Below are 12511 nucleotides of genomic sequence, written 5' to 3'. Positions count from 1 at the left end.
TGTGCTTAGCTGTTCTGGTTGGCCGCCTGTTGCTTCAGCAAGGCCTGTGCCGCAGCGAACCGAGCAATCGGCACCCGGAACGGCGAGCAAGAGACGTAGTTCAACCCGAGTTCGTTGAACAACTCGATTGAGGCCGGGTCACCACCGTGCTCTCCGCAGACACCGAGTTTGATGTCTGCTTTGGTGGCTCGGCCTCCGTCGACGCCCAACCGGACAAGCCCACCGACTCCGCCGGTGTCAATCGTGGCGAACGGGTTGGCCCGCACGATGTCGTCGTCGGCATAGCTCGACAAGAAACTGCCCTCGGCATCGTCTCGTGAGATGCCGATGCCGGTCTGGGTGAGGTCGTTGGTGCCAAAAGAGAAGAAGTCCGCGTGCTCGGCGATCTCGGAGGACATGATGGCTGCTCGCGGCAACTCGATCATCGTGCCGATCATGTATTCGAAGCGTTCGCCTGCTGCCGCAAACTCTTCTTCAAGGGTTTGGGTGATGATCGCCCGCATCCGGCGCAGCTCTTCAGCGAAAGCCACCAACGGCACCATGATCTCGACGATCGGCTCGCCGCCATGCTTGGTCACAGCCAGGGCAGCGCGGGCGATAGCGCGCACCTGCATGACCGGAATCTCGGGATAGAGCAAAGCAAGGCGCACACCGCGGGTGCCCAACATGGGGTTCATCTCGGTCAGCGCGCTCACCTGACGCAGCAGTTTGCGCTCCTCGGCGATCTCCTTCTCGTCGCCATCGGTGAGCTCAAGGCGCTGCACCTTCAACGCTTGGTCCACTAAGTTGGGCAAGAACTCGTGCAAGGGCGGGTCCAGCAACCGAATAGTGACCGGAAGGCCACTCATCGCGGTAAACATCTCCTCGAAGTCCGACTGCTGCATCGGCAGCAACTGCTCCAGTGCTCGTGCCCGAGAGTCATCGTCGCCAGCCAAAATCATCTCGCGTACTACCGGGAGGCGATCGGCCTGCATGAACATGTGCTCGGTGCGGCACAGGCCGATGCCGGACGCCCCAAACTCACGTGCCCTTGCCGCGTCTTCGCCGGTGTCGGCATTCGCTCGGACCTGCAGCGAGCGGATCTCGTCGGCCCAACCGACAACGGTGGCGAAGTCTTCGTTCATTTGCGCCGGGACGAGGGGAGTTCCCCGGCGTAGACCTCGCCGGTGCTGCCATCGATGGTGATCGTGTCGCCGACGGTCAACACCGTGTCGCCGATGGTTAGTTGGCCGGCCTTGGGATCGATCTTGATGGCTGAGGCTCCGGCAACACAGGGCTTACCCATGCCGCGTGCCACTACTGCCGCGTGCGACGTCATGCCGCCGTGAGCAGTCAAGACGCCCTCAGCCTTGATCACTCCCGCGATGTCATCGGGAGTCGTTTCCCAGCGGACCAAGACCACCGGCTCACCGGCCTTGCCGCGTCGCAGGGCATCTTCGGCATCAAAACTGACCTTGCCAACTGCCGCACCCGGGCTGGCGTTGAGGCCCTTGGTGATCGGCTTCTGGCCGTGGCTGGCATCAATCGCTGGGTGCAGGAGTTGGTCGAGTTGCGCTGGCTCAATCCGCGAGATGGCGTCTTCACGAGTGATGACGCCTTCCTCGACCATGTCTTTCACGACGCGCAAGGCGGCTGCGGCAGTGCGCTTGCCGTTGCGGGTCTGCAGCAAATAGAGGGTGCCCTCTTCGACCGTGAACTCAATGTCCTGCATGTCGCCATAGTGCTGCTCCAGGTTGTTCATGGTTTCCAGCAGCGCCGCATATGCCTGCGGTAGTTCTTTTCCATCTCGCCCAGTGGGCGTGGGGTGCGAATGCCAGCCACCACGTCCTCGCCCTGAGCATTGATCAGGAACTCGCCATACAGCTCTTTGGCTCCAGTGGAGGGGTTGCGGGTGAAGCAGACGCCGGTGGCCGAGGTGTCGCCGCGGTTGCCAAAGACCATTTGCATGATGTTGACGGCCGTCCCGAGATCATCGGGTATGCCGTGGGCGCGGCGGTAGACACCGGCGCGGGGGTTTTGCCACGACTGGAAGACAGCGCCAATGGCGCGCTCTAGTTGCTCGCGTGGGTCGAGGGGAAAGTCCTGGCCTAGGTGCTCGCGCGAGACGTCTTTGAAGTCTTCGACGAGTTCCTTGAGGTCATCCACGGTGAGGTCGGTGTCTTGGGTCACTCCGCGCGAGGCCTTCTTGCCGGAGAGGATGTCCTCGTAGGCGTAGGCCGGCACGCCCTCAACCACCTCGCCATACATTTGAATGAAGCGGCGGTAGGAGTCCCAGGCAAACCGGGGGTTGTCGGACTCAGCGCCGAGTGCCTCCACTGTGGCGTCGGTGACGCCGAGGTTCAGGATGGTGTCCATCATGCCGGGCATCGAGACGACTGCGCCCGAACGCACCGAAACCAAGAGTGGCTTGTCGGCACCACCCAAGGTGCGACCAGTGCGCTCTTCAAGCGAGTGAGAGCGTCCAGAGTCTGGGACCACAACTGCTCAGGCCACTGCCCAGAAGCCTTCATCGTGTCAATACACGCGGTCGTGGTGACCGTGAAGCCATCGGGCACAGGCACCCCGAGTCGCATCATTTCGGCAACCCCGGCCCCCTTTCCGCCCAGAAGGGGCTTCATGGAAGCATCCCCGTCTGCGAGGTCGTAGAGATACTGGGCAGAAGGCATTACGTGTGCCGACATTGCGACTCCTAGCTCCGTTGCTGGTCCTCTGAGGCTAACGCCCCCCAGCCGAACGGGCTCTGCGCGTCTCCATGATTTCGATCACACGACCTGCGGCCTCTTCCAAAGCAAGGGCCGTGGTGTTGATGACCGGGCAGCCCAATCTGCGTTGCAGCGCAGCAACTTCGTCGATCTCATCCAAGATCTTGGTCAGGTTGGTGTAGTCCGTATTGCCCTTGCCCGGCCCCATCGCATTGACCCGGCGGGTGCGGATTTTTGCAGCCGCTCAGGGTCGACGGTGAGGCCGACGATCCGGGTGCGGTCGACTTTCCACAGTTGCTCCGGGGGTTGATGCCCGGGATGATCGGGATGTTGGCTGTTCTATAGCCCAAATAGCCCAGATACATCGACAGCGGAGTTTTGCCGGAGCGGGAGACTCCGACAAGGACGATGTCCGCCTCCGTCAGTGGGTTGGCGAAGTGGCCATCGTCGTTGGCAATCGCAAACTCCATCGCCGCGATGCGACCGAAGTAGTCCTCGCCGACCCCAACCGGAACCACGATGCCCGAGGGCGACTCGCCGGTGGCTTCGCGCATGGCATCAACGCTGGCTTCCAGCAGGTCGGCGTGGGCCACCCTAATTCATCGCACCCGGAGGCCACCAGCGCTCGCAATTGAGTGTTGATGATGGTGGAAAAGACCACCGTTTTGACCTCAGTGGGATCCAGCGCAGCCAAAACGGCGGCCACCCCCGCTTGAGAAGCCAAACGGGGTGGCGCACGATGCGTACCTGCCATTGCGGGTACTGGGTAGCACTCGCCCGGGCAACCCGAGCAGCGGTGTCGCCGGTTGAATCGGCCAGGACATGCAACTCGAGCTTCGGGCGAGACATGACTACCGCCGACCTGGTCCGAAGCTGTCGTGGATGTCATCTGACATCCGCACGATGGCCAAATAGAACTCAAGGGTCATGCGCACGAAGACCAGCCATAGCAACATGCCCAGCGGGCCGAAGATCAGTGTGAAGAAGCCAGCGAGCAGGTCAATGCGGAAGGCAGCAACCAAGATAAAGAGGAAGTAGAAGGCGCCGACGAACATCGTGAGGATGTAAACGACCGGCACGACCTTGGGCGTAACAAAGGTGCGGAAACGCCAGTCAAAGAGAGCCGTCATGAACCCTTGGGCTTGGTTGGCTGCTTCGGAAGAGTTGAACGAGTTGTCGGACATGGTGCCTTTCAAGACTGTTATGGAAGTAAATCTGGGAGAATGCGCCAGTGCATGAAACCTCCCCTCACCTCAGTGTCTCACCGAAGTCTTATCCAACTCCACCGGTGATCGCACTGGTCGGGGCAACCGCGACGGGCAAGAGCGATCTAGCGCTGCGGATTGCTGCGGCTGTGCCTGGGTCGTCGCAAATCATCAACGCTGACGCCTCCCAGTTGTATGCGGGGATGAACATTGGGACGGCGAAGTTGCCGCCCGAGCAGCGCGAGGGCGTGCCACACCACCAACTCGACGTGTTGGGTTTGCTCGACACCTCGACCATTGCGGACTATCAATCCGCTGCCCGCAAGGATTTGGCCGCGATTCGGGCGGCGGGTGAGTGGCCGATCGTGGTGGGGGGCTCTGGGCTCTATGTCCGGGCGCTGTTGGACCGGCTCGAGATCCCACCTACGGATGCAGACACCCGGGCCAAGTGGGAAGCCGAGCTTGAAGCGCGTGGGCCAGCTGCATTGTTTGCGCAGTTGCAGCACGCTGACCCCACTGCGGCAGGCGCGATGGACCCCCGCAACGGACGGCGCATTGTGCGGGCACTGGAAGTCATCGAAATCACCGGAAGACCCTTTAGCGCCACCATGCCCCAGCGCGAGTTCATGGAGCCCACTTTGTTGATTGGACTTTCGGCTCCGCGTCCGGTGCTGCACGCGCGGATTCGGGCACGCGTTGAGCAGATGTGGGAACAGGGGCTGCTCGCCGAGGTCGCCCGATTGAGCAGCAGGGCCTGCGGGAGGGCAAGACCTCATCTCGCGCATTGGGCTATGCCCAAGCCTTGGCTCAACTGGATGGGGAGATGACACAGGAAGAGGCCCAAGAGGCCACCGTGTTTGCCACTCAGCGGTTTGCTCGTCGCCAAGACGCGTGGTTTGGCGCCGATCCTCGGATCCAGTGGCTGCCCCACGATGCCGACGACCTCTTTGAGCAAGCGATGGTGCTGGTGGCACAACTCGCTTCAGAGGTTGGCGTCGAGGGCCTGCAGCGCTAGCCAGACATCAGTCCTGGCGTTCATGCCTGAGAGGTCACGGTCGAGCATCGTCTCGATGGTGTTGATTCGGCGCCGCAACGTGTGACGGTGAATCCCCAACTCTCGAGAGGCGACGTCCCACGATCCGGTGGCCTCCAGCCATACTCGCAAAGAAGGCAGCAGTTCTTCACTGCCCTCGACCAGGAGCGGAGCCAAGATGGCCCGGGCCCGAGCCCTGGCGTGTGGCACTTCCTGAATCCACTCCAACCCCTGACTTGAGGAGCGTGCCCACTCACGCACCGGCTCATCGTCGCTGGTGATGCGTTGTGCGGCCTGGCCCTGGCTGAGTGCTATCGGAAGTTGGGCATACGTCGTGGGCGCAGAGAGTCCGATCCGCCCACCGCGTGCCGCTAGTGCTGCAGACTCCTGCAGCACGGGTGCGGTTGCGGACACGACCGCCACCTGGTGACCGTCGTGCTCGGCGACAAAGCCTGAGTCCCAAGGGTGGGCATTCCACGGGCGGGTGCCACTAAACACGGCCACCACGACGGGTGCTTCGGGCAACTCCTCGCCGACCGTCGACAGAACTTGATGGCCGATGCTGGTTTCACCCTGCAGCAGCAACTCCAAGACTGTGGAGCGCAGCAAAGCGTGATCACGATGCCGCGTGCTCTTTGCTTCAGCAGCAACGCGAGCAGCGCAACGGCGCTCGTGGCCACCGCGTGATCGCTCGGCGAGACCGGCCGCTGGGTCAGCACGACCAGGATGCCGCGCAAACCCTCGCCGGGTCCGACCGTCTGGAGCGAGGCATACACCTCGTCAGTGCCAAACGAACTGGTGGCGCGTTGGCCGCGACTGCCGAGGCGATGGGCCTCACCGCGCACCCGCTCTGCGATCTCTGGGACTACCGCAGTGCCGGCGCTCGCGGTGACGGTGCCCAGCACGTCGGTGAGCAATACGTCGCCGTTGAGCCGTTTGGCCAACTCGCGCAGCAGGCTCCGGACACCATCGGGACGAAGCGCCGCAGACGACAGACCATTGAGCGCACTGAGTGTTTGGGCGTCTCGGGCTTGGGCCAACTGGGCTTGCTTGCGGGCCACAAAACGACTGACCGCGATGAAGGGCGTCGCAAACGGCACTTCAAAGAGCCGCAGTTGGTGTCGGTGACAGGCCGCGATGAGGGCTGGTGGAGTCTCATCGCTAAACACCTTCACGCCAAAGCCCAACGCCACCACGCCGACTCGGGCCAGACGCTCGACATAGACGTCGTACTCTTGCGCCGTCCTGATCTTGCGAGGGCGGGTAATCAGCAGCACTTGGTTGCGGGCAACGAATGGTGTGGGGTCGGCCAGGTCGGAGTGGTGCACCCAGTCGACAGGGGCTTGGTCGCCGTCGATTGCTGAATGCGCCGAAACCAGCGGGACCAGGCGCAACTCAGAGGCATGCAACAGATCGCGCAAAGTGACCGAAACCGACATGCATTGAGCCTAGTGCCAAAGTGGCACACTCGCTCTCCGGCATGCACCAAACAGGCATATCGCAGAGGACTTTACGGAGCCTACGATCTGCAGTATGGGCATCTGCGCCCGGTACTGTTTTTGTTGAAGGAGTCGCACGTGAGTGTCGTCGAGTTGGCCGTTGACCAGTTGCCGCAGGAGCGCAAGTTGGTGACGGATCTGCCAGGACCCAAATCTGTTGAATTGATGGCTCGCAAGGAAGCGGCCGTCTCGACTGCGGTGGGTAACTTGATGCCTGTCTTTGCGCAAAAGATCAATGGCGGCGTTGTGCTCGACATTGATGGCAACTCGCTGATCGACTTGGGCTCCGGCATCGCGGTCACGACGGTCGGCAGCAGTGCACCTCGCGTGGTCGAAGCCGTCCAGCAGCAGGTGGCAGAGTTCACCCACACCTGTTTTATGGTCACCCCCTATGAGCCCTACGTTGCAGTCGCCGAGGCACTGAACCGGCTCACCCCCGGCACGTTCGACAAGCGCACCGCGCTCTTCAACTCGGGTGCCGAAGCAGTCGAGAATGCGGTCAAGATCGCTCGTGCGGCCACCGGCAAGACTGCCGTTGTTGCCTTTGACCACGGCTATCACGGTCGCACCAACCTGACGATGGGCCTGACCAGCAAGAACGTTCCTTACAAGGATGGCTTTGGCCCGTTCGCGCCGGAAATCTACCGCGCCCCGATGTCCTACCCGCTACGTGATGGCCTGAGTGGCGCAGAAGCAGCGGCCCGCACCATCACGACCGTCGAAAGCCAGATAGGCGCCAACAACCTGGCCGCCATGATCATTGAGCCCATCCAGGGCGAAGGTGGCTTCATTGAGCCAGCGCCCGGCTTCTTGCCTGCCCTCTTGGCCTGGTGCCGCGAGAACGACGTCATCTTTATCGCTGACGAAATCCAGACCGGTTTTGCCCGCACCGGCGCCATGTTCGCCTGCGAAAACGAAGGCATTGAGCCTGACCTGATCGTCACCGCCAAGGGCATCGCTGGTGGCCTGCCACTGGCAGCAGTCACCGGCCGGGCTGACGTGATGAACTCGCCCAAGGCCGGTGGGCTTGGTGGCACCTACGGTGGCAACCCGATCGCCTGCGCAGCCGCATTGGCCACGATCGAAACCTATGAGCAAGACAACCTGGTCGAGCGGGCCCGCGAGGTTGAGACCGTGGCCAAGGGCCGTCTGCAGCAGTGGGCAGACACCGACCCGCGCGTCGGCCAAATCCGTGGCCGCGGTGCCATGATCGCCGTCGAGTTGGTTGACCCCGCGACTGGCAAGCCCGATGCCAACCGACTTCGAGCATCGCGTCATACTGCCGCGCTCGTGGCGTCATCGTGCTCAGTTGTGGCACCTTCGGCAACGTCCTGCGCTTCCTGCCGCCGCTGTCGATCCCCAACGAACTTCTGCTCGAAGGCTTGGACGAGGTTGAGGCTGGCGCTCGCGCCAACGCCTGATACCTGTCGTTCAGACCACCGAATCAACGCTCACAGTCAAGGACTTCACGTGACAACTGAGAACATCTCGCAAGCAAACGAAGCGCTCTTCGCTGGCTTGCACACCGACGGCTACATCAACGGAGCTTGGGTGCAGGCACCCGAGGACAAGCGTTTTGAGGTGCTGAACCCGGCTACGGGTGAGGTGCTGACGACCGTGGCCAACCTTGGCTCGGACGACGCTATGGCAGCGATGGATGCTGCCGATGCCGCCCAAGCCGCCTGGGGCAAGAGCGCTCCACGCGAGCGGGCTGACCTGCTGCGGGCCGCCTTTGACGGCTTGATCGCTCGGCGCGAAGAGTTTGCTCGCTTGATCAGCCTCGAAATGGGTAAGCCGCTGGCCGAAGCTCGTGGCGAGGTCACCTACGCCGCCGAGTTCCTGCGCTGGTTTAGCGAAGAGGCCACCCGCATCAGTGGTCGCTACGGAAGCAATGCTGAGGGCACTGGGCGCGTCATCGTCAGCCAGCGCCCGGTCGGGCCGTGCTTGCTGATCACCCCGTGGAACTTCCCGTTGGCAATGGCAACTCGCAAGATTGGCCCGGCGTTGGCTGCGGGTTGCACCAGCATCATCAAGCCAGCTGCTCAGACTCCACTAACGACGCTGGCCTTCACTTCTATGCTCGACGAAATCGGCGTGCCTGCCGGTGTAGTCAACGTGGTGCCAACGACCTCTGCTTCGTCCATCAGCGAGCCACTGCTGGCAGACCCGCGACTGCGCAAGATGAGCTTCACTGGCTCCACCGCCGTGGGCCGGTCGCTGCTGAAGTTGGCAGCCGACCAGGTGCTGCGGACATCGATGGAGTTGGGCGGCAACGCGCCGTTCCTGGTCTTCGAAGACGCTGACCTCGATGCCGCCGTCCAGGGTGCACTGCTGGCCAAGTTCCGCAACATTGGTCAGGCCTGCACTGCAGCCAACCGCTTCTTGGTCCACTCCAGCGTGGCCGAGGACTTCAGCGCTCGGATGACGAAGGCTGTCGAAGGGATGAAGATCGGCTCTGGCCTCGAAGACGGCGTCACCATTGGCCCGTTGGTCGATGAAGCTGCTGTGTCGAAGGTGAGCGAACTCGTCGAAGACGCTCTCGCAGGCGGTGCGACCCTGCATACCGGAGGGGCAGCGATCGATGGGCCCGGGCATTTCTTCCAGCCCACTGTCTTGAGCTCAGTGACCCCCGCAGCCAAGATGTGGACCTCGGAAATCTTCGGACCAGTGCTGGCCATCACGACCTTCGACACTGAGGAAGAAGCCGTCGCCGCAGCAAATGACACCGAATACGGCCTGATTGCCTATGCCTACACCAAGGACCTCAAGCGTTCTCAGCGCCTGATCGAAGACATTGAGTCCGGCATGTTGGGCCTCAACATGGGTGTCGTCTCCAACGCTGCCGCACCGTTTGGTGGCGTGAAGCAGTCTGGTCTGGGCCGCGAAGGTGGCCCCGAGGGCATTAGCGAATACCTCACGACTCGGTATGCGCTGACTCCGGCTCCCTAAGAAGTTGCTGCAGGGTTCCGCACCACCAAAATGCGGAAACTCTTTCGCTAGCCGTCCGCTCCACGACCATGTCGGGGAACCGGGCGGCTAGCCATTTCTGCAAGGAATCCGAGCCGAGGTTCTTGCTGACCACCATCTCGGCCCGGCCGCCAGGGGCAATGCGGGGCACCCAGGTTTCTAGCAGGTCGTGCAGGGCGGCTTTGCCAATCCGAATCGGTGGGTTGGACCAGATCACATCAAAAGTCGTGTCGCTGGGCACCGCATCGGGGGTGAGCGCCTGAACCTGGGCGTGCCCGAGCCGCTGGGCATTGCGCTGCAATAAGTCCACGGCGCGTTCGTTGACGTCAACCCCATAAACAGCGGCTTCCGGGCGCATCGCGGCCATTGTGAGCGCGATCGGCCCCACCCACTGCCAAGGTCCAGGAACGTGCCGGTCTGTGGCAGTTCTTCCACGTTGTCCAACAAGATGGCGGTGCCCTTGTCGATGTGATCGGGGAGAAGACCCCACCCGCGCTCCAAACGGTGACCTGCTCGCCAGCCAGCGTGACCGAGCGTTCGCGCAGTTGTGCATCTGAGGCTGGTGAGGCGGTGAAGTAGTGATCGTGGTCGTCGGACATATCGCGGAGTCTAAGTCAGCGACGCACAGTGGGATAAAAAACAGTGTCTTTTGCGTTGACTAAGATAGAGAAACATTGTGCGCCCTTGAAAGGCGCTGGTCAGCCAAAGGAGACTATGACCAATCACGAAGAGCCACGCCGCACCTCGGTCCTCGATGAGCGCGCCTCGGCGCTGAATAAGACCTCCGGTCCACAGGATGCGGAGATCAACTACGACGGCGATCAGTTTGATCGCGAAGATCGTGCTGCCCTGCGCCGCGTCGCTGGGTTGTCCACCGAGCTCGACGACGTCACCGAAGTTGAATATAGGCAGCTGCGCCTGGAGCGCGTTGTTCTGGCTGGCGTATGGACAGAAGGCACAGCCCAAGACGCCGAAAACTCGATGCGTGAGTTGGCGGCCCTGGCTGAAACAGCCGGTTCGACGGTGCTTGAAGGTGTTTTGCAGCGTCGGGTGAAGCCAGACCCCGCGACATACCTGGGCTCAGGCAAGGCACGCGAGTTGCACGAGATTGTCGAAGCCGAAGGCGCTGACACGGTGGTCTGCGACGACGAGTTGGCGCCGAGCCAGCGACGTGCCCTCGAGGACGTCGTCAAGGTCAAGGTCATTGACCGCACCGCGCTGATCCTGGACATCTTTGCCCAGCACGCCAAGTCCCGTGAGGGTCGTGCCCAGGTCGAGTTGGCCCAGTTGCAGTATTTGCTGCCACGACTGCGTGGTTGGGGTGACTCGATGTCTCGGCAGGCTGGTGGACAGGTTGCCGGCGGTGCTGGGATCGGTTCGCGTGGACCTGGTGAGACCAAGATTGAGTTGGACCGTCGCCGGATTAACACCCGGATCGCCAAGTTGCGCCGCGATATCAAGGCGATGAAGACGACACGCGACACCAAACGGTCCTCTCGCAAGGACCACCACGTGTCCAGTGTGGCGATCGTCGGCTACACCAACGCTGGTAAATCGTCGTTGCTGAACAGGTTGACCGGTGCAGGCGTCTTGGTGCAAAACCAGTTGTTTGCCACCTTGGACCCCACGGTTCGTCGCACCGAAACCTCCGATGGTCGACCCTTCACCTTCGCTGACACTGTCGGGTTTGTCCGTGCTTTGCCACACCAGTTGGTGGAAGCATTCCGGTCAACGCTAGAAGAGGCTGCTGACTCGGATGTGCTGCTGCACGTCGTCGATGGCGCGCACCCTGACCCTGATGGTCAGATTCGAGCGGTTCACGAAGTGCTGGCAGACGTTGATGCCGATCAGATCATTGAGATCATCGCGATCAACAAGGCAGACGTCGCGGAGCAAGATGTGCTCGATGGGTTGCTGCGGCGCTATCCCAACGCAATCGCTGTGTCGGCACGCACCGGCGCCGGTATGCCGGAGTTGCTGCAGGCGATCGAAGATGCGCTGCCTCGGCCAGACATTTTGGTTGACGTGCTGCTGCCGTATGACCGGGGAGACCTGGTCAGCAGGCTGCACGCCGAAGGCGAAGTGCTGATGGAAGAGTTCACCGGAGCTGGCACGCACATGGAGGCCAAGGTGGACCCTGACCTGCATGGGGCGCTGACTGGATTCGCGATGAGCGCCGCCACACCCAGCGACAGCTAACACTCACCGCTTGCGCCGGGGCCGTTGATTCGGCCCCGGCGTTTTGTGTCAAAGTTGGGCCGTGACTGCTGAACAAGAACGCCTGGATCTTTCCGCTGACCCCCAATCGCCCTGGCGCACCTGGGGCCGTATGTTTCGGCCCGCCAGTGGGGAACGGTGCGCGAAGACTATTCAGCCGGTGGGGACGCCTGGGACTTTTTCCTTTCGACCACGCACACCGTCGTGCCTATCGTTGGGGCGAAGACGGCCTGGCCGGACTGTGTGATCTGGACGGTTTCCTCAATGTGGGCGTCGCGTTCTGGAACGGCGCCGACGACCGGCTCAAGGAGCGCCTCTTTGGCCTGTCTGGCCCACAGGGCAATCACGGTGAAGACGTCAAAGAGTATTGGTGGCCAATCGAGGGCACGCCGACACACCCTACGCCAAGTGGCTCTATCGCTACCCGCAGGCGGCGTTCCCGTATGCAGACTTGGTCGCTGGCAATGCAGCACGCGGACTGCACGACGACGAGTTCGAACTCACCGACACCGGAGTGCTCGAGGAAGATCGGTTCTTTGACATCGAGGTGACGCACGCTAAGGCTTCACCGAGCGACATCTGCATTGACATCACCGCGACCAACCACGGGCCCGAAGCAGCACCGTTGCACCTGGTGCCGCAGATCTGGTTCCGCAACACCTGGGCCTGGGGCCGCGATGAGCGTCGGCCGCACCTGGGGCTAGGCGATGCTGGCGAGGCACAGGCCGTGATCGTTGCTGAGCACCACGAGTTGGGCACGATGCATCTCATCGCGCACGACCACCCGCAGGCCGGTGCGCCCAAAGTCATCTTCTGCGACAACGACTCAAACGCGACCGGACTGTGGGGCCCGGTGCGGCGGAAGGCCAGCTGAGTGCATACCCGAAG

Annotated in this window: 10 protein-coding genes and 3 pseudogenes; 5 read left to right on the top strand and 8 right to left on the bottom strand. The window is 62.2% G+C overall.

The window, feature by feature from the left end:
* Nucleotides 1-5: 5 nt before the first annotated feature.
* The 4 genes and pseudogenes from ppdK to L0A91_RS06620 form a co-directional block, all read right to left on the bottom strand.
* Nucleotides 6-2666: pseudogene (gene ppdK / locus L0A91_RS19720) on the bottom strand (pyruvate, phosphate dikinase).
* Between the two features lie 49 nt (nt 2667-2715).
* Nucleotides 2716-2910, bottom strand: coding sequence for a kinase/pyrophosphorylase (locus L0A91_RS17355; protein ID WP_260115317.1), 195 nt, complete (start codon nt 2908-2910; stop codon nt 2716-2718).
* Nucleotides 2855-3295, bottom strand: a complete 441-nt coding sequence (locus L0A91_RS06625) for a kinase/pyrophosphorylase (RefSeq protein WP_260115316.1) — start codon at nt 3293-3295, stop codon at nt 2855-2857. The genes L0A91_RS17355 and L0A91_RS06625 overlap by 56 nt, the downstream gene beginning before the upstream one ends.
* 258 nt (nt 3296-3553) lie before the next feature.
* On the bottom strand, nt 3554-3886 hold the full coding sequence (locus tag L0A91_RS06620) for a DUF4282 domain-containing protein (RefSeq protein ID WP_235246314.1): 333 nt from the start codon (nt 3884-3886) through the stop codon (nt 3554-3556).
* A gap of 47 nt (nt 3887-3933) precedes the next feature.
* On the opposite strand from L0A91_RS06620, the pseudogene miaA reads away from it, so the two are divergent.
* Nucleotides 3934-4922 (top strand): annotated as a pseudogene (miaA, locus tag L0A91_RS06615) (tRNA (adenosine(37)-N6)-dimethylallyltransferase MiaA).
* Here the strand turns inward: miaA and L0A91_RS06610 are convergent.
* Both L0A91_RS06610 and L0A91_RS06605 read right to left on the bottom strand, forming a co-directional pair.
* Nucleotides 4890-5354: a helix-turn-helix domain-containing protein gene (locus tag L0A91_RS06610; protein WP_235246313.1), complete on the bottom strand. Its 465-nt coding sequence runs from the start codon at nt 5352-5354 to the stop codon at nt 4890-4892. The pseudogene miaA and the gene L0A91_RS06610 overlap by 33 nt on opposite strands.
* Entirely contained in the window at nt 5312-6379 is a 1068-nt protein-coding gene (locus L0A91_RS06605; RefSeq protein WP_235246312.1) for a PucR family transcriptional regulator ligand-binding domain-containing protein, read from the bottom strand. Before L0A91_RS06605 ends, L0A91_RS06610 begins: the two co-directional genes overlap by 43 nt.
* Before the next feature lie 138 nt (nt 6380-6517).
* Between L0A91_RS06605 and gabT the strand changes: the two are divergent.
* Together gabT and L0A91_RS06595 are read left to right on the top strand one after the other, a co-directional pair.
* Nucleotides 6518-7860: pseudogene (gene gabT / locus L0A91_RS06600) on the top strand (4-aminobutyrate--2-oxoglutarate transaminase).
* Between the two features lie 64 nt (nt 7861-7924).
* Nucleotides 7925-9388 (top strand): NAD-dependent succinate-semialdehyde dehydrogenase, encoded by a 1464-nt coding sequence (locus L0A91_RS06595; protein WP_397333857.1) that lies wholly within the window; start codon nt 7925-7927, stop codon nt 9386-9388.
* On the opposite strand, the gene L0A91_RS19715 is transcribed toward L0A91_RS06595, so the two are convergent.
* Complete coding sequence (locus L0A91_RS19715; protein WP_397333825.1) at nt 9354-9764, bottom strand: methyltransferase; 411 nt, start codon at nt 9762-9764, stop codon at nt 9354-9356. The genes L0A91_RS06595 and L0A91_RS19715 overlap by 35 nt on opposite strands.
* Complete coding sequence (locus L0A91_RS19710; protein WP_397333824.1) at nt 9733-10005, bottom strand: hypothetical protein; 273 nt, start codon at nt 10003-10005, stop codon at nt 9733-9735. The genes L0A91_RS19715 and L0A91_RS19710 overlap by 32 nt, the downstream gene beginning before the upstream one ends.
* 115 nt (nt 10006-10120) lie before the next feature.
* Here L0A91_RS19710 and hflX point away from each other — a divergent pair, with 115 nt between their 5' ends.
* On the top strand, nt 10121-11605 hold the full coding sequence (gene hflX, locus L0A91_RS06585; RefSeq protein ID WP_235246311.1) for a GTPase HflX: 1485 nt from the start codon (nt 10121-10123) through the stop codon (nt 11603-11605).
* Nucleotides 11606-11993: 388 nt separating this feature from the next.
* Nucleotides 11994-12497 (top strand): hypothetical protein, encoded by a 504-nt coding sequence (locus L0A91_RS06580; protein WP_235246310.1) that lies wholly within the window; start codon nt 11994-11996, stop codon nt 12495-12497.
* The last annotated feature ends 14 nt before the right edge of the window (nt 12498-12511 follow it).

The organism is Ornithinimicrobium sp. INDO-MA30-4 (assembly GCF_021535045.1).
Lineage (GTDB): Bacteria > Actinomycetota > Actinomycetes > Actinomycetales > Dermatophilaceae > Ornithinicoccus.
The sequence above is the reverse complement of the archived record's forward strand: the minus strand, read 5'-3'. Positions and strand labels throughout refer to the sequence as shown.